The organism is Paenibacillus sp. BIC5C1, assembly GCF_032399705.1.
In the GTDB taxonomy this organism is placed as follows: domain Bacteria; phylum Bacillota; class Bacilli; order Paenibacillales; family Paenibacillaceae; genus Paenibacillus; species Paenibacillus taichungensis_A.
On sequence record NZ_CP135922.1, the window covers coordinates 3,075,062 to 3,095,506 of the forward strand.

General features: G+C 43.7%; 20 protein-coding genes. 15 read left to right on the forward strand and 5 right to left on the reverse strand.

Translation table 11 applies throughout. From position 1 onward, the window contains the following. Nucleotides 1-132: 132 nt before the first annotated feature. The 3 genes from RS891_RS13955 to RS891_RS13965 all read left to right on the forward strand — a co-directional run bounded on the left by RS891_RS13955 (nucleotide 133) and on the right by RS891_RS13965 (nucleotide 2,458). Complete coding sequence (locus RS891_RS13955) at nucleotides 133-708, forward strand: sugar O-acetyltransferase (protein WP_315795613.1); 576 nt, start codon at nucleotides 133-135, stop codon at nucleotides 706-708. A 41-nt stretch (nucleotides 709-749) separates the two neighbouring features. Further along, entirely contained in the window at nucleotides 750-1,337 is a 588-nt protein-coding gene (locus RS891_RS13960; protein WP_076288349.1) for a sugar O-acetyltransferase, read from the forward strand. A 116-nt stretch (nucleotides 1,338-1,453) separates the two neighbouring features. Further along, complete coding sequence (locus tag RS891_RS13965) at nucleotides 1,454-2,458, forward strand: ROK family protein (RefSeq protein WP_315795616.1); 1,005 nt, start codon at nucleotides 1,454-1,456, stop codon at nucleotides 2,456-2,458. Nucleotides 2,459-2,590: 132 nt separating this feature from the next. Here the strand turns inward: RS891_RS13965 and RS891_RS13970 are convergent, their stop codons facing one another. Then, the gene (locus RS891_RS13970; protein WP_315795618.1) at nucleotides 2,591-4,024 is read right to left on the reverse strand and encodes a glycoside hydrolase family 1 protein; all 1,434 of its coding nucleotides are present in this window, start codon (nucleotides 4,022-4,024) and stop codon (nucleotides 2,591-2,593) included. Between the two features lie 166 nt (nucleotides 4,025-4,190). Between RS891_RS13970 and RS891_RS13975 the strand changes: the two genes are divergently transcribed. From RS891_RS13975 to RS891_RS13985, 3 genes are all read left to right on the forward strand, one after another. After that, the gene (locus tag RS891_RS13975; protein ID WP_113052232.1) at nucleotides 4,191-5,159 is read left to right on the forward strand and encodes a LacI family DNA-binding transcriptional regulator; all 969 of its coding nucleotides are present in this window, start codon (nucleotides 4,191-4,193) and stop codon (nucleotides 5,157-5,159) included. An 85-nt stretch (nucleotides 5,160-5,244) separates the two neighbouring features. Beyond that, complete coding sequence (locus tag RS891_RS13980; protein ID WP_113052231.1) at nucleotides 5,245-6,453, forward strand: macrolide family glycosyltransferase; 1,209 nt, start codon at nucleotides 5,245-5,247, stop codon at nucleotides 6,451-6,453. Nucleotides 6,454-6,629: 176 nt separating this feature from the next. After that, the gene (locus RS891_RS13985; protein WP_113052230.1) at nucleotides 6,630-6,923 is read left to right on the forward strand and encodes a DUF3817 domain-containing protein; all 294 of its coding nucleotides are present in this window, start codon (nucleotides 6,630-6,632) and stop codon (nucleotides 6,921-6,923) included. A gap of 114 nt (nucleotides 6,924-7,037) precedes the next feature. On the opposite strand, the gene RS891_RS13990 is transcribed toward RS891_RS13985, so the two are convergent. After that, nucleotides 7,038-7,175: a hypothetical protein gene (locus RS891_RS13990; RefSeq protein WP_181586494.1), complete on the reverse strand. Its 138-nt coding sequence runs from the start codon at nucleotides 7,173-7,175 to the stop codon at nucleotides 7,038-7,040. 165 nt (nucleotides 7,176-7,340) lie between these two features. Here RS891_RS13990 and RS891_RS13995 point away from each other — a divergent pair, with 165 nt between their 5' ends. The 6 genes from RS891_RS13995 (at nucleotide 7,341) to RS891_RS14020 (ending at nucleotide 14,011) form a co-directional block, all read left to right on the forward strand. Then, nucleotides 7,341-7,685: a thioredoxin family protein gene (locus tag RS891_RS13995; protein WP_315795621.1), complete on the forward strand. Its 345-nt coding sequence runs from the start codon at nucleotides 7,341-7,343 to the stop codon at nucleotides 7,683-7,685. A gap of 198 nt (nucleotides 7,686-7,883) precedes the next feature. Further along, entirely contained in the window at nucleotides 7,884-8,906 is a 1,023-nt protein-coding gene (locus RS891_RS14000) for a LacI family DNA-binding transcriptional regulator (protein WP_113052228.1), read from the forward strand. A gap of 117 nt (nucleotides 8,907-9,023) precedes the next feature. Beyond that, nucleotides 9,024-10,016 carry an ABC transporter permease gene (locus RS891_RS14005; protein ID WP_220095234.1) on the forward strand — a complete coding sequence of 331 codons (993 nt, stop codon included), beginning with the start codon at nucleotides 9,024-9,026 and terminating at the stop codon, nucleotides 10,014-10,016. A gap of 15 nt (nucleotides 10,017-10,031) precedes the next feature. Then, a complete protein-coding gene (locus RS891_RS14010) occupies nucleotides 10,032-10,919 on the forward strand; it encodes a carbohydrate ABC transporter permease (RefSeq protein ID WP_113052227.1) in 888 nt (295 codons plus the stop codon). Between the two features lie 76 nt (nucleotides 10,920-10,995). Next, complete coding sequence (locus RS891_RS14015) at nucleotides 10,996-12,639, forward strand: type 2 periplasmic-binding domain-containing protein (RefSeq protein WP_113052226.1); 1,644 nt, start codon at nucleotides 10,996-10,998, stop codon at nucleotides 12,637-12,639. A 22-nt stretch (nucleotides 12,640-12,661) separates the two neighbouring features. Beyond that, a complete protein-coding gene (locus RS891_RS14020) occupies nucleotides 12,662-14,011 on the forward strand; it encodes a glycoside hydrolase family 30 protein (RefSeq protein ID WP_315795624.1) in 1,350 nt (449 codons plus the stop codon). Between the two features lie 77 nt (nucleotides 14,012-14,088). Here the strand turns inward: RS891_RS14020 and RS891_RS14025 are convergent, their stop codons facing one another. Continuing rightward, a complete protein-coding gene (locus tag RS891_RS14025) occupies nucleotides 14,089-14,487 on the reverse strand; it encodes a hypothetical protein (protein ID WP_113052224.1) in 399 nt (132 codons plus the stop codon). Between the two features lie 198 nt (nucleotides 14,488-14,685). On the opposite strand from RS891_RS14025, the gene RS891_RS14030 reads away from it, so the two are divergent. Both RS891_RS14030 and RS891_RS14035 read left to right on the forward strand, forming a co-directional pair. After that, entirely contained in the window at nucleotides 14,686-15,810 is a 1,125-nt protein-coding gene (locus tag RS891_RS14030) for a glycosyltransferase (protein WP_315795627.1), read from the forward strand. Nucleotides 15,811-15,838: 28 nt separating this feature from the next. After that, nucleotides 15,839-16,909, forward strand: coding sequence for a glycosyltransferase WbsX family protein (locus RS891_RS14035; RefSeq protein ID WP_315795629.1), 1,071 nt, complete (start codon nucleotides 15,839-15,841; stop codon nucleotides 16,907-16,909). Nucleotides 16,910-16,937: 28 nt separating this feature from the next. Here RS891_RS14035 and RS891_RS14040 read toward each other — a convergent pair whose 3' ends face one another. Beyond that, the gene (locus RS891_RS14040) at nucleotides 16,938-17,801 is read right to left on the reverse strand and encodes an AraC family transcriptional regulator (RefSeq protein WP_315795631.1); all 864 of its coding nucleotides are present in this window, start codon (nucleotides 17,799-17,801) and stop codon (nucleotides 16,938-16,940) included. A gap of 122 nt (nucleotides 17,802-17,923) precedes the next feature. Here RS891_RS14040 and RS891_RS14045 point away from each other — a divergent pair, with 122 nt between their 5' ends. Next, nucleotides 17,924-19,381, forward strand: coding sequence for an alpha-L-fucosidase (locus tag RS891_RS14045; protein WP_315795633.1), 1,458 nt, complete (start codon nucleotides 17,924-17,926; stop codon nucleotides 19,379-19,381). 78 nt (nucleotides 19,382-19,459) lie between these two features. Here the strand turns inward: RS891_RS14045 and RS891_RS14050 are convergent, their stop codons facing one another. Then, a complete protein-coding gene (locus RS891_RS14050; RefSeq protein WP_181586492.1) occupies nucleotides 19,460-20,395 on the reverse strand; it encodes a carbohydrate deacetylase in 936 nt (311 codons plus the stop codon). Nucleotides 20,396-20,445 lie beyond the last annotated feature (50 nt).

The following is a 20,445-nucleotide window of genomic DNA, read 5'->3' on the forward strand; positions in this document are numbered from 1 at the left end:
CATAATATCTCTATATTCAATTTGCAAAGGAACTTGATTTATTTAAGTTATCCCATATAATTATAATAGCTTTATAAAGTATCTTAATTTATAAGTTCAAATATCAATATTAGACGTAGAGGGGAAACAATCATGAGCAATATCACAACAAAATCGGAAAAACAAAAAATGATCGATGGTGAGCTATACTTGGCTTCCGATCCCCAATTGTCTCAAGACAGGGAATATGCAAGAAGAATGACACGCATGTACAACCAGACGACAGAAACAGATGGTGAGCTCCGTACAAAGGTATTGAAAGAGCTGCTAGGTTCAACGGGTGAACACCTGAGCATGGAACCGAATATTCATTTTGACTATGTTTACAACATTCATGTTGGAGAGCATTTCTATACCAACTTTAACTGTACGATACTTGATGTATGTGAAGTGCGCATCGGGGATAACTGTTTAATGGGACCTGACGTTCACATATATACCGCTACGCATCCCTTGAATCCATTCGAACGGATAACAGGTGCCGAGTATGGGAAACCAGTGACAATCGGGAATAATGTTTGGATCGGAGGCAGGGCAGTCATTAATCCAGGGGTCACCATTGGGGACAATGTCGTTATTGCTTCCGGCGCTGTAGTCACAAAAGATGTTCCGGACAATATGATTGTTGGTGGAAATCCTGCTAGAATCATTAGAGAGATAGAGCTTTAATCTATTCAATTTGGACAGAAGAGTTGGAGGCATAAGAATTCATGACAGAAAAAGAGAAATCACAACTGGGACTACTGTATAATGCGAATTACGACAAAGAATTAATTGATGAGCGGCTGTACGCAAAGGGGCTTTGCTACGAGTATAATCAGCTTCATCCAGGCAAGATCTCTGAGAGAGAGGCGCTGCTCAAAAAGTTGCTTGGAAAAACAACGGATCGTTTCCTGATCGAGCAGCCTTTTGTATGTGACTACGGCTATAACATTGAAATTGGTGAGAACTTCTATAGCAATCATAATATCGTTATGCTGGACGGGGCAAAAATTAGTTTTGGTGACAACGTTTTTGTTGCACCGAATTGTGGATTCTATACTGCTGGTCATCCTTATGATGTGGAGCAACGTAACGAGGGTCTCGAAATTGTAGGTCCGATCACAGTGGGCAATAATGTATGGATTGGTGGCGGCGTGACTGTGCTTGCAGGTGTGACCATTGGAGATAACACAATTATCGGAGCAGGAAGTGTAGTTACCAGGGACATTCCTTCGGATGTAATTGCTGCGGGTAATCCATGCAGAGTTATTCGCAAAATAACAGAAGCAGACAAAACGAAGTATAGAAGAAGCTAATTCAAGTGTATAGAAACCCTCAGAATGCCCGATGTTTTTCATCGGGTGTTTTTAAACCCTTTGGAGATATTGTATAGTTACTACATTGGAGAAGAAACTATGGAGCAGGGGTGCTTATGAAAATAGCGAATGCGTATTTGATGAAAGAAATTAATATAAACCATGTACGCCAGGTCATGAAACGGATGGAAACAGCAACCAAGCCACAACTGGCCTCCTTGACCAAGCTCAGTGTAGTAACCGTCAATTCACTGGTAAAAGAGTTGTGTGAACTGGGTGAACTGTTTGAGGACGAGACAGTACCTTCCAACGGAGGGAGACCTGCATTAACTTACCGATATAATTACGATTTTAGCTTGGCTTTGGTCATGTATATCAACGAAAAGCAGGGGCAAGATCTGATTACAGCCACTGTCATTAATCTAGAGGATAACATGGTGTTTAGAGAAGAATATACAATGCCCACCTTTGACCAGAAATATTTCTATGAAATCATTGGAAATGTACTGTCTCAGCATACTTCCATTAAAGTGATCGGTATCGGTATTCCGGGGCAAACCGTGAATGGAGAAATTACGGTGAGCAGTCATCGGCAGTTAGAAGGTATCCGCATGATTGAAGATCTTGAAGCACAGTTCGGAGTACCAGTTCTGGTGGAAAATGATGTGAACGCTGCAATTAGCGGATATTGCGCCAAAAAAGAGTTAGACGAGGATCAATGTGTCATCGGAATTTATTTTCCAACCAAATATCCTCCAGGCATGGGCATTTATCTGAACGGTAAAGTGATCAGAGGAAAACTTGGCATGGCCGGGGAGGTCAAATACCTTCCTATGGGAATTGATTGGTATAATTCAGTGGAAAAGGAAGCATTTATTGCAACGGTATGCAAAATGATTCAAACGGTAAATGCGATTCTTGCTCCAGACCAGGTTGTGATTTATCAGAAGATCGTTGAAGAAGATGCTTTGGTTCAAGCATGGCAAATGTATCAAGCGGATCTGTCCATGCCATCTTATCCTGATGTCATTCTGATCGATTCTTTCCGGGAAGACTTTGAAGCAGGGATGCGATGGCTGACATTGAAATCGTTGGAACCGGATCTGGTTCAATTCAACTGAAGTCGGGACTCACTATATTAGTAAAAAATCCTCCAGCAGCAAACAATACATCATCAGATCGTATATCAATGCATGTCCTTGTTTTCTGCTGGGGGAGAGCAGGAATGTACCTGCTACGGATGTAACAACTACTTAACGTTTTAGGCTCATGCCGTTACTGCCGATGACATCTTTGTACCAGTGGAACGACTTTTTACGATACCGTTCAAGTGTTCCTGAACCATCGTCATGGCGATCAACATAGATATAACCATAACGCTTTTTCAATTGTGCTGACGAAGCACTGACCACATCAATACATCCCCAGGACGTATATCCCATAACTTCAACACCGTCTTCAATGGCTTCCCCGACCTGAACAAGATGATCATTCAAGTACTGAATGCGATAGTCATCTTCAACTGTCTTTTCACCATCAGGTCCGGTAATAAGCTCGTCCACAGCGCCCAACCCATTTTCCACAATAAAGAGTGGTTTCTGATAACGGTCATAGAACATGTTCAAAACATAACGCAGTCCTTGCGGATCGATCTGCCATCCCCATTCACTTGCAGGCAAGTAAGGGTTAGGTATACCGCCAAGCAGATTACCTTCACCTGCAACTTGTTTTTCCGGATCAGCCGTTTGGCAGATACTCATGTAGTAGCTGAAGGAAATGAAGTCGACGGTATGGAGCAGCAAGTCTTCGTCACCATCTTCCATTTGAATCTGGATTCCATTTTCACGGAAGTAACGTTTCATGTATCCAGGATAACGGCCTCTTACATGCACATCTCCGAAGAAATAATTACTGTGTTCGAATTCCATCACTTTAATCATGTCATCGGGATTCGGTGTTAACGGATAGGTCGGCATACTGAGCATCATACAACCAATCTGTGCAGTTGGAATGATCTCATGACAGAGTTTTACAGCAGAAGCGCTGGCTACAAACTCATGGTGTATCGCCTGATAAAGATCCTGTTTACTCAATTTCTCTTTTGGTGTGTAGATCCCACCACTCATGAATGGTGCTTCCAGAATTGAATTGATTTCGTTGAATGTGAGCCAGTATTTCACTTTATTTTGATAACGTTTGAATACGGCTGTCACATAACGCTCGTAGAAGCCGACCATCTTCCGATTAACCCAGCCATCATATTCCTTGGAGAGATGAAGAGGTGTCTCGTAGTGGGAAAGGGTAACCAGTGGTTCGATTCCGTATTTAAGACACTCGTCAAAGAGATCATCATAGAATTGAAGGCCTTCTTCATTGGGTTCCAGCTCATCGCCCTTAGGGAAAATACGAGACCAGGCGATGGAAGTGCGGAATACCTTGAATCCCATCTCAGCGAACAGTTTTACGTCTTCTTTATAGCGGTGATAGAGGTCAATCCCAATCAGTTTCATATTATCTTCAGTCGGTTCTTCAGTAATGGGACCCATGATACCTCTGGGAGCCACATCCTGAGTGGATAAACCTTTTCCACCTAAATTATATGCACCTTCAGCCTGGTTGGCGGCAATCGCACCACCCCACAGAAAGTTTTCGGGGAAATGAAATGATGGATGTTGAGAATGAGTCATGTGTATCGCTCCAATCGTTATGAATTCGTTGTGGATGTTACATACAGCAGCACTGCATAAAAAAAGCTTAATCGTTGGAACGGGTTACACGTCAAGTTTTACTTTTTATTTATTTTGAGGCAAACTGTAAATCATCATAGAAAATCAGCAAGGGAGGAGACTTCATGTGTCCAAATTCGATGAAATTATGAAGCTATCCGGCTACTCGAAGGCCACGGTGTCCAGAGTAATTAATCATTCACCGCATGTAAGTGACGAGGCCCGGCAAAAAATAACGCAAATCATGAAACAGCTAAACTATATTCCGAACCGAAATGCCGTTTCGTTATCCACCGGACAGACCAAGCAGATTGGAATTGTCACATCCGCAACCAACGAAATTATCCTTACATTCATGAATCAATTCATTGATACAGCGATGGATTATGGATTTCAGACCCTGATCTATACTTCGCGTGGAGATAAAGAGATTGAATTGCAGGCGTTCGAGGATCTGCGGAGTAAACGGGTGGATGGACTGGTGATTATGACCTGTGTCAATCATCCAGACAAACTGAAAGCCTACTGCGAGTATGGTCCGATTGTATCCTGGCAGCGGATGGGAGATGACGAAATTCCGTCAGTGGCTATGGACCAGGCGCAAGGCTATAAGCTGGCTCTTGAACATCTGGTGTCCAAGGGCTATACCCGCATTGCTAATGCCTTTGGCAGAGCAGAAAGTCTGAATACCCAGAGTCGGCGTGAAGCCTATGAATCATTTATGGCAGATAAGGGGCTGCCTATATTGCGTGAAGCTTATCAGTATTCCGTGTTCAGTTCATCTGACGGGGAAGAGGCGATGCGAAGAATGGCAAATGGGCCTGAACTTCCTCAAGCGGTGTTATGTTCAAATGATTATGCAGCAATCGGGATCTGGTCCGAAGCACGCAAACAGAATATACAAGTTCCCGAACAACTTGCTATTGTTGGTTTCGATGATATAGAGCTGTCCCGTGTGCTTGGAATAACGACCATACATAATCCAATTGCAGAACAGGCTACTCAGGCATTTCATCGATTATGGGCCGTTCTTGGCAAGCAGGAGCTAGAGCCTCAGCAATTGGAATTCCAACTGATCGAACGTGCAACTACCTGAATTTTTTTGTAGGGAAACGTACATCTTTGCCTATAAAATTTTTACAACATATAGAGGCTGGAAGCATAATAAAGGAGGGGTAGCTGTGGCCCGTGTTTTATTTATTAATGGTGGATCAGAGGGACATGTCAATCCAACGATTGGCGTGGTACAAGAGCTTATTACACGCGGGGAAGAGGTTGTATACTTCACTATAGAAGCGTATCGGGAACGAATGGAGAAGACGGGTGCTATAGTCCGAACCTTTGACGGTCAAAAATTCATTAAAGCTTTTGTCTCAGGTGGCAGAACTTATTTGCTCGAGCGAGTCAACGGTCTTTTGCTTACGGCAGATATCATCATTCCAAGTGTGCTCGAACAGATCGAGGGTGAACATTTTGATTACATCATCCATGATTCCATGTTTGGCTGCGGACATTTGCTTGCGCAAATTCTGAAGCTGCCTGCAATTAATTCATGCACTTCTTTTGCGCAGACCGAAGAATCTTTCGATCATTTGATGCAACACTTTTTCTTAAATGTTCCTGCAGAAATCGTCCAACCTATAAAGGATTCATTCCATAGCCTGACAATCAGGTTACAGGAAAAATATGATGTGGAGATTGCTTCGCCCTACGAGGTGTTTTGCAATCCTGCGCCGCTTACCATTGTATATACGACAAGGGAATTCCAGCCCAATGGAGAAGAATTCGACCACACGTATCAATTTGTAGGACCGTCCATATTTTCGCGATTAACGGATGATGACTTCGACCTGACAGCTATTAAAGGGAAAAGACTTATTTACATTTCACTGGGTACAATTTTTAACCAAGCTCTTGATTTCTATAGGCTTTGCTTGAAGGCATTGGGGAATACCGATCATACCATTGTCATGTCTGTAGGGGATAGAACACAGCTTGCTGATCTGGGAGCAATTCCGGAAAATTTCATCGTTAAACGTTATGTTCCGCAAATGGATGTATTGCAGTCCGCTAAATTATTTATCACACACGGTGGGATGAACAGTACCAATGAAAGTTTATATTACGGGGTGCCCCTCATTATACTCCCTCAGAGCGCGGATCAGCCAATCATTGCAGAGCAGGTTGTTACTAGGGGAGCAGGCCTCCGTTTACAAATGCAAACCTTGACTGCCAGTCAGCTGCGTGAAGCTGTGGATCATGTGTTGAGCGTTCCTTCTTTTGAGAAAACTGCTGCGAATTTGAGGGAATCCTTTCGAAAATCAGGTGGATATCATTATGCTGTTGATGCCATTTTCGAATTTAAGACTCAACATATCATTCACGGATAGTTCAGTCATTAATTATTCAAAATTGAAGCATTTCCGGACCAGAACCATGCGGTATACTGAACAAGACGTTTCAAGAGAAGCTGCATTATTACAAATTATGTGGCTTCAAGTTGAAACATCTTGTAACAAGTTACATATTTCACAAACTAGCCGCTGGAAAGGTGAGATTGAACAGGATGAAGACAGTCACGGGTCGATTCAGAATTGCAGGCATATGGGAAGGTGTATCATTATTGCTATTGATTTTTATAGCCATGCCGCTAAAATATTTTGCCGATATGTCTTCCCCAGTAACCATTATGGGAATGATTCACGGTATTCTTTTTCCGCTATATCTGATTGCACTTGTTCATTTAGCAGTTGTGAAGAAGTGGAAAGCTTCACGCTGGTTCATGGGATTGGTAGCAGGCTTATTGCCTTTCGGAACATTTGTATTCGAGTCCTATCTTCGCAAGAGAGACTGGAAGTAAGGATTGCAGAAAAAACAATGACAATGACAGCAGGCGACCAACTCCGGATGTTATCCGAACTGGTCGCCTGCTCGTTTCTGTGCAGGTTCTTTTCTTGGAAAGAGTGTGAAGCGCTTATTTTACGGTGCCTGTTTGACGATCTGATAGCAGGCTTACTCCAATATCACCAGAGGCATCAGTTGCAGGTGCATACGCGGAGAAGGAGATAACAGCAATCAGGGCAGTAAACAGTAAAAGAAAGGATTTTTTCATACAATAACCTCTTTTCATATGGGATGATCTTCCAACTATATTTTAATGCAGGTAGGCTGTGTTTGAAAAGGAAATGTTTAGGCGAACGCAAAATTTGTACAGTAAGTCATTCGTGATAAAATATAGTTTAACTCTTGCTTCAACTGACTGAAAGGGGTGATCCTTATGGAAGAGCTTAATGACATAACATCGATAGAATTGATCGAAGAGATGATTCAACAAAATGAATTGGTCTTTTTGTACGTATCACGGCCAGAGTGCAGTGTATGTCATGCCTTACTCCCTAAAATTAGGAATTTGCTCAAACCCTATCCACTGGTGCACCTTGTTCACATCAACGCGAGCCAAGTGGAAGAGGTGGCGTCCAGATTTCTTATTTTCTCAGTTCCCACGATGATTATGTTGGTGGAGCAGAAGGAATTTATTCGAGCTGATCGCTTTGTTCGCTTCGATCGATTGGAAGAGCAGGTGCAGCAGATTTATCATATGTACACCCGTCTTGAGGAATAGGAAGCATAATTATCGGCAGCTCACATAGGAGCTGCTTTTTTACATATCTATCTCTAACGTCGGTGCTAAGTGATCAAGCTATCGCCAAAGCAAAAAAAAAATGTGGAAAATAATTAAAAGAAAAAGTGTTGTATTGAAAACGGTTTTATGCTAATTTAAAATATATAAAAACGTTTTTATAGCAAAGGAACAAAAATTATGGGAAAGATTACAATTAAAGATGTTGCAAGGGAAGCCGGTGTTTCCATTTCTACGGTTTCGAACGCCTTGAACGGCGTGGATGTCTTAAATCCGGAAACTAAATCGCATGTTCTGAAAGTGGCAGAGCGTTTAAACTACGTTCCCAATCTGAATGGCAAGCTGCTGAAATCCGGGCAAACCAAAATGCTGGGCTTTTTCACTACAAGTGTATCGGGTCCGTATTTCTATAAGCTGGTTGAGTCCATGTCTCGCGAATGTGATCGTTTAGGTTACGGTCTGAACGTATTTGTGACCAAGGATAAGCAGGTCATTATGAGTAATATTCTGGGACGGCGTGTGGATGGCGTCATCATCTATGAAGAGCTTCGGATTGATGAGCAGGATATTGTCGCTATGGAGAAAGACAAGATCAAGGCTGTATTTCTGGATCGGGTCTATCAGAGTGATACGATGGGAAGCGTCATTTTTGACTCCTATGTGGCGGGTTACGAAGCGACCAAGTATTTAATTGGACTGGGGCATAAGAAAATCGCCTACATATCCGGCGTGGACACCATGTTTGACAGTAATCAGCGTAGAGATGGATATCTGGCCGCTTTGCGTGAGTACCAGCTTCCACTGGATGATGATTACATCTTACAGGGATATTTTGAGGAAGAGGGCACCTATAGTGCTGTAAAATCTTTTCTTCATCTTCATCCTGCCAAGCTGCCTGATGCTTTTCTTGCAGGAAACGATGTGAGCGCAATCGGCTGCATTCATGCCCTGAAGTCTCATGGATTCGAGGTTCCTCAGGATATAAGTGTAGTAGGCTTCGATGATATTGATATTGCCCAATATTTTTCCCCACCATTGAGTACCGTAAGAAACCAGATTGCAAGGCAAGGCATCCTGGCGGTCAATCACCTGGTTCGCATGATTAAGAAGAAGGAACATGGGGTTTCGCAAAAGCTGGCGGGTGAACTAATCATACGGGGCTCAAGTCATGTGAAGATCGACCGGAGTGATTTTTTAACATAGCGGATTCAATCATTTCCGGTCTTTTTTAATTATAGATTTGAGATTAGGGGGTTTTTTTGTCGGAAAATAAAAACGTTTTTATGAAGGAATGCTTAAGTTGGAGGGGAGCAAAAGAGCGTGAGTAAATTAGCCGTAGAGACGTCGTCAACCGGTAAAAAGCCTATAAGACCGGGGGGAAGGAAGCCAATCGGACAAAGAGTAAAAGAGTTCGTCATCGATTATCGTAGACAATGGGAAATTCAATCGATGATAATACCCGGCATCATTTTTATGATTATTTTTTGTTACATTCCAATATACGGATTGACGATTGCATTCAAAAATTACACCGTCATTGACACGCTGTCTAGCGCGCCATGGGTTGGTTTGGAAAATTTCAGAATCATTATGTCAGACAAATACTTCTGGGATGCCGTAGTGAACACGCTGGGAATCAGCTTTTTGAAATTGGGTATCGGATTCGTTATTCCCATTATCCTGGCGATCATGATCTATGAATTAAACAGCGGACGTTTCAAGAAGTTTGTGCAAACGATTTCATACCTGCCTCACTTTCTATCCTGGATCGTATTGGGCGGTATGCTTATCACTTGGTTCTCAACAACGGGATTGTTTAATCAATTGTTACTCAGTCTTGGACTGATCTCACAACCACAAAACATTTTGCTGGATGCAGGCAAGTATTGGTGGATTGCAGTCTTATCCGATATTTGGAAAGAGGCCGGCTGGGGAACGATTCTGTATTTGGCGATTATGTCGAAGATTGATCCTACGTATTACGAGGCTGCCAAAATTGATGGGGCAAGCCGTCTCAGACAAATTTGGAATATCACATTACCCAACATGAAATCGATCATTAGCCTTAATCTGATTCTAACTGTAAGCGGTTTACTTGGTTCCAATCTGGACCAGACGTTGGTGCTGATGAACTCGCAAAACCGTGATAAGGCAGAAGTTATCAATTCGTATGTATATCGTATGGGGATGTCACAGGGTGACTTTTCGTATGCTACCGCGGTTGGTCTGGGCGTCTCGATCGTGTCCGTTATTCTGTTGGTCACCGCGAACAAAATTACAAGCAAATTAAACGATAATCAATCTGTGCTGTAGAAGGAGGCATCCCGTGTGAATGGAAAGGTGGCTAAAGAAGATCTCGATAGTCGGATCTTTGATACCTTAAATATTATTTTGCTCGTTATTTGTACTGTCATTATTGTGGTTCCGCTCTGGAATGTCATTATCTCTTCTTTTAGCTCAGGCAAGGCTTTGGCGGAAGGCGGGTTCATCTTCTGGTCACCGGAGTTCTCGCTGGAGAATTATAGAGCTGTATTCAACGATTCAAGCATCTGGCAAGCGTTCTTCATCTCCGTATCCAAAACAACAATCGGAGTTGTTACACACGTGTTCTTCTGTGCCATGGTCGGTTATGGTCTGAGCAAAAAGTACATACGTGGCCGTAAGCTTTACGTAGCCATGGGGGTTATCACGATGTTCTTCTCTGGCGGGATGATCCCAACGTACCTGTTGATCAAATCACTTGGCCTGCTCAACAGCTTCTGGGTGTACATTATTCCGGCATTGTTCAGCTTCTATGATGTTGTCATTCTGATGAATTTCTTCCGGAATGTACCGGATTCCCTGGAGGAGTCGGCCAAAATTGATGGCGCAGGAGACTGGCATATTTTCCTGAAAATTTTCATCCCGCTGTCCATGCCTGCGATGGCAACCATCGCACTGTTCAATGGGGTAGGGCAATGGAATGACTTTATGACAACCAAGTTGTACATTACCGATCAGTCTCTATATCCATTGCAAATGATGTTATACGAGATTATCGTTCAGTCCCAAACGCAATCGATGCAAAATATCGGTGGGTCAGCTGTTATCGAAACAACGACCAAAGGCGTTCAACTTGCCACGATTGTTATTACCACATTACCTATCGTACTAATCTATCCCATACTTCAAAGATACTTTATCTCGGGTATGATGCTTGGTGCAGTCAAGGAGTAAGAGTAAGAGGAATCTAAGCTTGTTCGAAAGTTCGTGCTATTCAATATTTCTTACCTAACCATAAGGAGGAAACAATATGTTCAAGATGAATAAGGCAGCTGGCAAAAAAGGAGTTAAACTGTGCGCGGCATTGCTGACAGCGGTGATCATGATTACAGGCTGCAGTGGTGGATCAGGGGGTTCGAGCGAAGGGAACTGGGTTTCCATTGAAGATCGCTATACAGTCGATCCGGAAAAACCAGCTTGGCAGCTGGATAAAAAGGAAGAAGCAACAGATCTAACTTGGTATGTTAATGCCGACTGGTGGAACACGGATTTCGGCAAAGACATTGTAACCAAGAAGATTAAGGAAGATCTGAACATCAATATCAAATTCATTACAGGTGACGACACGAAGTTAAATACTTTCTTTGCCGGTGGAGATATGCCTGACCTGCTGACCGTGTTTGATTCCAACTCTCCTGTGGTGCAAAAAGCCGCAACTTGGGCTATGCCGCTGAACGATCTTGCAGAGAAATATGATCCATATTTCAATAAAGTTGCGGCTGCCGATACCCTGAACTGGTTCCAGCTAGCTGATGGCAAGACGTACGGCTATCCAAACTACTCCAATACGCAAGCCGATTATGATAGCGGCAACATACCTGCCAAAACGGCATTTATCATCCGTAAAGATGTGTATGAAGCTTTGGGGAGTCCAGTTATGGGAACGCCAGAGGAATTTGAAAATGTGATGAAACAGATCAAGGAAAAGTTCCCAACGCTGATTCCATTTGGTTTTAACTCGATTGGGGAAGGAACTGGTTCACTCGGAGATACGCTGCAAGACTTCATCGGCGTACCGCTTGAAACTGAAAATGGAGAATTCTATGATCGCAATCAGGATGAAGATTATCTTACATGGCTGAAGACTCTAAATAAAGTATACAGAGACGGAAATATCAGTGATGACAGCTTTGCTGATGATGGTACGGCCTTTGAGGAAAAAGTGAAATCCGGAAAATATGCGACGATGCTGTTAGATGGTACTCCACAACAGGGAGGAAATCTGCAAATTTATCTGAGTGCCAATGAAGGCAAAGAGTATGTTGCCGTTGATGGACCGCAAAGTACCAAAGGGAATGCAGCAACACTCAATCAATCCGGTATTACAGGCTGGATGATCAACTTCATCTCCAAGGATGCCAAAGATCCAGCCAAAGCGATTCAAATCTTTACGTACCTGCTGAGTGAAGAAGGTCAGCTTCTGATGAACTATGGTATTGAAGGCGAGACGTATAAAAAGAATGCAGATGGTACGGTTGAGCTGCTGCCGGCTGTGAAAGACCTGCAACTGCACAATGCGGACAAATTCAAGAAGGAATACCGGTTGGGTGAATTCATGTTCTTTGGCCATGACCGTCACAAAGCACTGAGTGCGGATGCTTTCCCGGAAGCGATTAAACAAATGCAAGAGTGGGGCAAAGGAAAACTGAAACCACACTTCATTCTGGAGAATATTAGTCCGGATCAAGGAACACCTGAAGCACGTGCGTTGTCAGCAATCAACGCCAAGTGGAATTCAACACTGGTAAGCATGGTACGTGCCAAAGATGATGCCTCTTTTGACAATGCGCTCGCAGCTTACAAGTCATTTTTAGGTGAAAACCGTTGGGATGACATCCTGAAGGTACGTAGTGAGAAAATGAAACAAAACAAAGAGAAATTGGGTATCCAATAAGAGGAATGTGGAGGGAAAACATATGACGAAATTCAAAATGTACAAATCCACGGGAGAAGATGCATTGTTTGTATCCGTGTCCCAGGATCAATTGAAATCTCAGGACTCCGGCAAGGAGACAACGACTGTTCTTCTGGATGATCAGCAGACGTATCAGGAAATGGATGGTTTTGGAGCTTCTTTTACCGATTCTTCTGCCTATCTAATCAACCAGATACTAAGCGAAGAGCAGAGAGCTGAAGTCATGACCCGGTTGTTCCATCCCGAGGAAGGCATCGGATTGTCGGTCATTCGCAATCCGATGGGAGCTTCAGACTATGCCAGAACGGTATACAGCTATAATGATCTGCCAGAAAATCAAACGGACCCGGAATGTTCCGGGTTCAGCATTGCACACGATGAAGCAGATGTTATTCCTTTGACTCAGAAGGCTTTGGAGCTGAATCCTCAATTGAAGCTGTTCGCTTCTCCTTGGAGCGCGCCCGGCTGGATGAAAACAAGTGGCTCCATGATTACAGGACAATTGAAAAATGAGTGGTATCCGGCATATGCGGAATATTTTGTGAAATATATTCAAGCCTACGCATCCCATGGATTGCCTATCCATGCAGTAACACCACAGAATGAGGCGCTTTATGAACCAGGTCATTATCCCGGCATGTTGATGCCAGCTGAAGCGCAAGCGAACTTTATCAAAAATCATCTCAAGCCGGCTTTCGTCAGAAATGACATTCAGTCCAAAATCCTTTGTTATGATCACAACTGGGATCGTCCGGATTATCCGCTGACAGTGCTTAATGAGGCGGCAGAAGAGGTAGATGGAGTCGCTTGGCATTGGTATGGGGGCGATGCCTCGGCACAAACAAAGGTATATGAAGCCTTTGCCGATAAAGAGGTACATTTCACCGAAGGATCAGGAGGAGAATGGATCCCTCCATTCGAACAGGCTTTCTCCAATGTCATCAGAACAGGGATTGAGATTCTTCGCAATTACAGCAAATCTTTTGTGCTCTGGAATATGGCACTGGATGAGAACAACGGTCCTACCGTTCCTGGCTTCGGGAAAAGTACGTGCCGCGGCATTGTAAAGGTTAACCAACAGACGAAAGAACTTACTTATACACTGGACTATTATGCTCTTGCTCATTTCAGTGCATTGATTCGTCCCAAAGCGGTACGTATCGATTCGTCCTCCAATGAGGCAGCCATTCGTTCCGTAGCCTTCAAAAATACGGATGGTTCGATTGCTCTCGTGCTTTTCAATGACGGGGAAGAAACAGGAAATGTGCAGGTTCAGCTAAGAGAAGAAGAACTGTTAAGTTTCCAACTCGAATCCAAAAGTGCTTTGTCCATATTGATTAACCAAGATTAATAATGTTGTAATGAAAGAAAAGGCGATACTCAGAGAATTAACTCAGAGTATCGCCTTTTAATATTGCATCCAGTGATCTATACTCTTTGGATTGCTAGATTTGGTGTTCCTCCACTCTCATCAATAAATAAAACATACTTATTTCCGTTGGTGCCTGTTAACACTAGCCCCGGTTGATTCAGAACACCGGGATTATAATATAACAATTGCTGGACGAGTGGCAAGGCAACTGGATGAGTCGGCTGATTCATGGCCATTAACTGCGTCGTTGCTTTTACACTGTCGCCCGCCTCGATAACCCCACCGACACCTAGGTTATTGGTAATGGAGGAGCTATCGTTAATCTGCAAGCTGCCAGCAACCGTCTGGTCTCCGTTCACTTGCAGGTCCAATCCAATCGTTTCATTACCGTTTACCTGCAAATCCTGATTAATGGTCTGGTTTCCTGTGACAAGAATGCTATCGAATGTTGGCAATCATATCAACTCCTATCTGGTTTAATATATTTTATGAGGACAAGAACCGTATGGACACGGGGTTGTGGCACATTTAAAGACACGGGTGAAGCCCATCTTTGAGTAGTTAAACACCTAAAAATCAGTCGATAGAAACCTAGCCAAAGACAGATGCATATTGTAGGCAAAGAGAGTCAATCCGTATCGTGATTGGAGGGTATGATCATCAAAAAAAGGAGGAGTACGCCAACTAAGTCCCAAAAGAATCGGCGCACTGTCCAGCATCCCAATCAGGTGTATCTTAGAAAAATAAACGCAACATTGAACCGTAAACTCAAATCAATCCAGCATCATCTGGTTGTACAGCAATCGGATTTGCAGCAGCATCTTATGAAAATAATTCAAGACGGCAAGGAACAGATCGTGGAAAGTAAAGACAGCAGAATAGTATCAGATTTTCCCCGTGTTCAATATAAACAGCTGAATGTTCTCCTCATAACTCCTGTTATGGAAAGAGATAGCTCTGCGAATTCTGTTTTGATTGAACAGAGCTTGAGGCATCTGGTTCAATATGTCAATGAGATCAAAACGATCCAGCCAGTGGCAGATCACACTTCAGGACAGCAATTGGATTTGATTCTAGTTCTGCATGGAGAAGATGTTCTGTCGAATCAGAATTTGGAAGCAATGAGCGCTTCCTCTGCCAAAAAGGCAATTTGGTTGACAGATCAGTCGGATCTAAAACAGATGGAATCGATAATCCATTTTTTTGATTATGTTTTCACACAGAATTCCGCTCACACTCCATCTATGGGAAATGTCTCATGTCATGAACTTCCTTTCCCACCGAATCCCACAGTGTTCTGTCCGCAGGTGGTGGGAAGAGAATACGAGTCAGATGTCTATATCATTGGGGATGCACATCCTGGCAGTTGCCTGTTTGCTCTTGCCACTCATGCGTGGTTATCAGATAAAAAAGTGCGTGTTGAGGGAAAGGGATGGGAGGGTTTCGGTGCATTTGTACCCGTGCAACCTCATGAGCTTCGGGAAAAGTTGTACAACGGCAGCAAACTTGTTGTTCAGGACAACTCATCCGCGAGACGTATCATGGAAGTAGCGGCATGTGGTACATTTCAACTCATTTCGGCTTCATCTAACGCTCCTGCGAACACGGATGCTTTCCAACGCTATGCAACTTTTGAAGAACTTGTACAGAAGCTTGGACAATATTGGGACCATGTGGAACAACGAAGATTGGCTGCTTCCCAGGCACTTTCTTATATGAAATACAATCAATCCTATCTTCATAAAAGTTTGCAACTTATGGATATTATTTTCCAATGAATACGTCTGTTAATTGGAGGAGTCCTGCTTGAAGCTTATTGCGTTACATTTGCCCCAATTTCATCGAATTGCGGAGAATGACAAGTGGTGGGGAGACGGATTTACAGAATGGACGAATGTAAAAAAAACAATCCCTCTTTATCCAGGCCATCTGCAGCCAAGGAAGCCATTGTATCAAAACTACTATGACTTAACAGATCCCAAGGTGCGCAAATGGCAGGCCGAAACAGCCAAAAACTATGGAATATACGGCTTCTGTTATTATCATTACTGGTTTAAGGGCAAACGATTGCTTGAAAAACCGTTTGATGAGATTTTGGACAGTGGAGAACCGGATTTCCCTTTTTGTTTGTCATGGGCCAACGAAACCTGGACACGTAAATGGGACGGACGCGAAGAGGATATTCTTATTTCGCAAGACTACGGGGATGAGACTGATTGGAAAGAACACTTCGATTATCTGGTCAGAGCGTTTAAGGACAAACGATACATTTGTGTAGGGGGAAAACCGTTATTCTTGATCTATCGGCCTGCAAACATACCCCGATGTCAGGAAATGATCCATTATTGGCGCAGGCTTGCGATAGAACACGGGTTGGAGGGTATCCATTTTGTGCAGACAATAGGTGGTTTTCCTACCTTTAATTCTCCTGTCTTTGATGCGAGCATGGAATTTGAGCCCCACTATACGTTTGCGCATGGTCAAATGAATGGAATCTGGATTGAACTGGACATTAAGGGGCAGAAGCACATTGTGGTAAATTACGATAAAGTATGGTCATCCATTCTCGAAAGAACACCTCACCGAAACGGCGAGGTTGTATATCCTGGTGCATTTGTAAATTGGGACAATACGCCGCGCCGATCGATTGATGGACAGAGTACGGTAGGATCAACACCTGAAAAATTCGGAATGTATTTATCGCGACAGATGACGAGAGCAAAGGAATTGAACAGGAGTGGTTTCCTGTTCGTCAACGCATGGAATGAGTGGGCGGAAGGGGCGTACCTTGAACCGGATGACGATTATGGGTACGCCTATCTGAGAGAGGTCAAAAGAGTGGTTGAACAAGGAGCGGTCAAGCGCAGCAAGTTATGACGATGGAGTTCCCTTGTGGAGCTCCGTTTCATTTGGCTGTGTGCGATCCTATTATCTCTTTCGCTGTTCTTCCTGTGATTTGTTTGCGGTACTCCGTTGGATTAAGACCTGTATGCTTTTTGAATTGCCTTGAGAAATAATATAAGTCACTAAACCCAAGGTGTCCGGCAATAGCAGTGACTGTTTTTGGCGTACAGGTCAGAAGTTCTTTTGCCTTATCCATTTTTTTGCTGGCAATGTAGTGGATGGGTGGAACGCCGATGTGCTGTTTAAAGAAACGAATAAAATAATTGGGATGCATGTAGGCAACCTGAGCCAGATCCCGTACAGTAATATTTTCTTCAATGTTGGAATCGATATAGGCCAGTACGGCAGATATTTTCTCCATAACAGGCACATTGATATAACTAATCTGTTCCTGATCCAGATGCATAATGTAATGTGACAACAGCTCTATTAACTTGCTTTTTGCCATCATATGGGCATAGACTTCACCTGATCGTGCGTAATCAAGAATGCTGTTGAATATTTCCTGTATCAGTTCGGGTCGATCCGATGTACAGAAGTGGGGGAAATTAAGAATTTGAAATAGGTTGATGCCTCCCACTCTCGCACTAAAATGACACCAGTATTTGAGAAAAGGACGATCATTGATGGCCGAGTAAGATTGTGTAACCCCCTCAGGCATTAAAAAAAGCTGTCCCGGTGCAGGGTAATACTCCTGATCACCGATCTTGAGCCAGCCCTCGCCTTCGCAGATTAAATAAAATTTGCTGTAATCGGGTGTGTAATCGAGGTCCCGCCAATCCGTATCGCAGCGATTGAAGTTGACCATGAACAATTCAACCTGCAGATTGGATAAGTGGTTTGTAAGCAACTTCGTATGATTCATTATCCTCAACTCCCGACAAAGGTTAGTATTGTCCATCCTAAAGTTAACGTTCTGCATGTCTATCCGCTGGTCGTGCCACTACAATACAAGTGGATATGATAACGGAAGGAATGAGAATGATCATGGATAAAAATGAATATTTGCAACAGATCGAAGAGACCATTGCCGAAGGAAAGTATAAGGACAATTGGAATTCCCTTAGTGCATTCAAGGTTCCCGAGTGGTACCAGAACGCCAAATTCGGTATTTTCATTCACTGGGGGCTGTATTCTATTCCGGCTTATGATAGTGAATGGTATTCACGAAATATGTATATTGAGGGCTCCAAAGCTTATGAACATCACCTTAGCGTTTATGGTCATCCGAAGGATTTTGGTTATAAAGATTTTATTCCGATGTTCCGTGCAGAGAAGTTTAACGCAGATGAATGGGCTGTGCTTTTTAAAAAGGCGGGGGCCCGATATGTGATGCCAGTAGCCGAACACCATGATGGTTTTCAAATGTACAAAAGCTCCATCTCCCACTATAACACACTTGAAATGGGACCCAAACGTGATCTGCTGGGTGAGATGAAGGACGCGTATGAGAAGCAGGGACTTACATTCTGTGTCTCGTCACACCGTGCGGAACATTGGTTTTTCATGTCTCATGGAAAAAGCTTCGATTCAGATGTCAAGGAGCCGCTCAGACGTGGTGATTTCTACTGGCCAGCCATGCCGGAACCGGATCATCATGACTTATACGGCTCACCTCCAACGGATGAATATTTGGAAGATTGGCTGATTCGTTGTTGTGAACTGGTGGATCAATACCAGCCGGGTGTTTTTTATTTTGACTGGTGGATCCAGACGGCAGCGTTCAAACCTTACTTGAAAAAATTCAGCGCCTACTATTATAACAAAGGTGAAGAGTGGGGCATTCCGGTAGCGATTAACTATAAGCATGATGCCTTTATGCTCGGTTGTGCCGTACCGGATGTGGAGCGTGGACAATTCGCCGATCTGAAACCGTATTTCTGGCAAACGGATACGGCTGTCGCCAAAAATTCCTGGTGTTATACAGAAAACAACAACTATAAAACAGCAGATGAGATCATCAGGGACCTTGTTGATATTGTGAGCAAAAATGGCAGCCTGCTGCTGAATATTGGACCAAAAGCAGATGGCAGTATTCCAGATGAAGACAGAGATATTTTGCTCGCTATAGGACAATGGCTGGAAGTGAATGGCGAGGCGATCTATGACACGACGTTCTGGCGGACGTATGGGGAAGGGCCGACCGAGGTGAAGGAAGGACAGTTTACAGATGGCGAAACCAAGATCTTTACAAGTGAGGACATCCGTTTCACCGTAAAAGAAAGCTGCCTCTATGCCACGGTTATGGCCTACCCGGAGAATGGGATCGTTCATATTCGTTCGCTGAAGGAAAACTCTCATCATTTCCATGGACTGATCAGGGACATTCAGATATTGGGCTTTGACGAAGAACCGGAATGGAGCAGAACTGAAGAGTCCTTGGCGATAACGACAAGAAACGTTCAAAGCAGCTCACCCATCGTATTTAAATTAGAACTGGATTAAGAGAAAAGGACAAAGGGCTATAACCAACAGGAACATGTACTGGTTATAGTCCTATTCTTTGTGCGAATCTGCAATGGACTACACTCGTTTGCGGGTTGAAAAAGATCGAGGGAGCGTTCTTCGTTTTTTGGACAAACGATGTAACTTCGCCAAACGCTGCCGCTTCAATAAGCGTTGGCGCAGATGGCGAGGCCGTCTTTTTTCTACTGTTTTGAGAGGTGATGTCATTTGTATTTGTGGTAGTTCGCATGATTCTTCCGTGGTATCCAGCACGGCTCTGTAGTTTATTGGCACAATGCCCAGCGCCTGTATCGTTCGGGGAACATCCTGATTGACAAACACGGCAAGCTCATGCTCGCGGATGTCCAGCCAGTTGGAAATTTCACGCAGAGCATCATCGACATATCCCGGATGACATACAATCTCCGTAATGCCATCTGGGAGCGTAGATAAATGTTGAAGTAATCGTTGCAAACCCTCATGATCTCCATAAGTATCCAACAGAATCGTATCCGTCATCCGAGGGGATGGCAGATCAGGGCTTGCATGCCGGACCTGAGATCGCCGAAGCGGGATGTTTTCCCGGACAGCTTTCTCGGCCATGATTTTGAATATGATGGGATCGTTTTGATGCAGCAGCTGATGGGAGTCGAGATGTGTAGGAGGAAGTAACGCTTGAGCCAAAACATTCCATTGAGCATCGAGTTCTATAGCAATATCAGCGAATTCTCGTATTAATCCGCACTGGCCTTGATGAAAAGCACCGTCAGGCTTCACCAAAGAAGGCACAAGAGCCGGATCGGACACAGGTCTCCCGTATGTCAGGTTGAAATGCAAACCGACTCCGAGGTCTGGCAGCGACCGGGCTAAACTCAATGCATGATCAAGGCCCGGCATATTTACCATCATTGAAGTGCTCGTAATTCCACCAGCGCGATACGCTTGAATAATTCCCTGACTAACGCCGGGCGACAGTCCGAAATCATCCGCATTAATGATCACTTGCCTGCTCATGCCTTTATCTCCTTCCTTATTTTGAGAACGAATCATTCGCCATGTCCCCA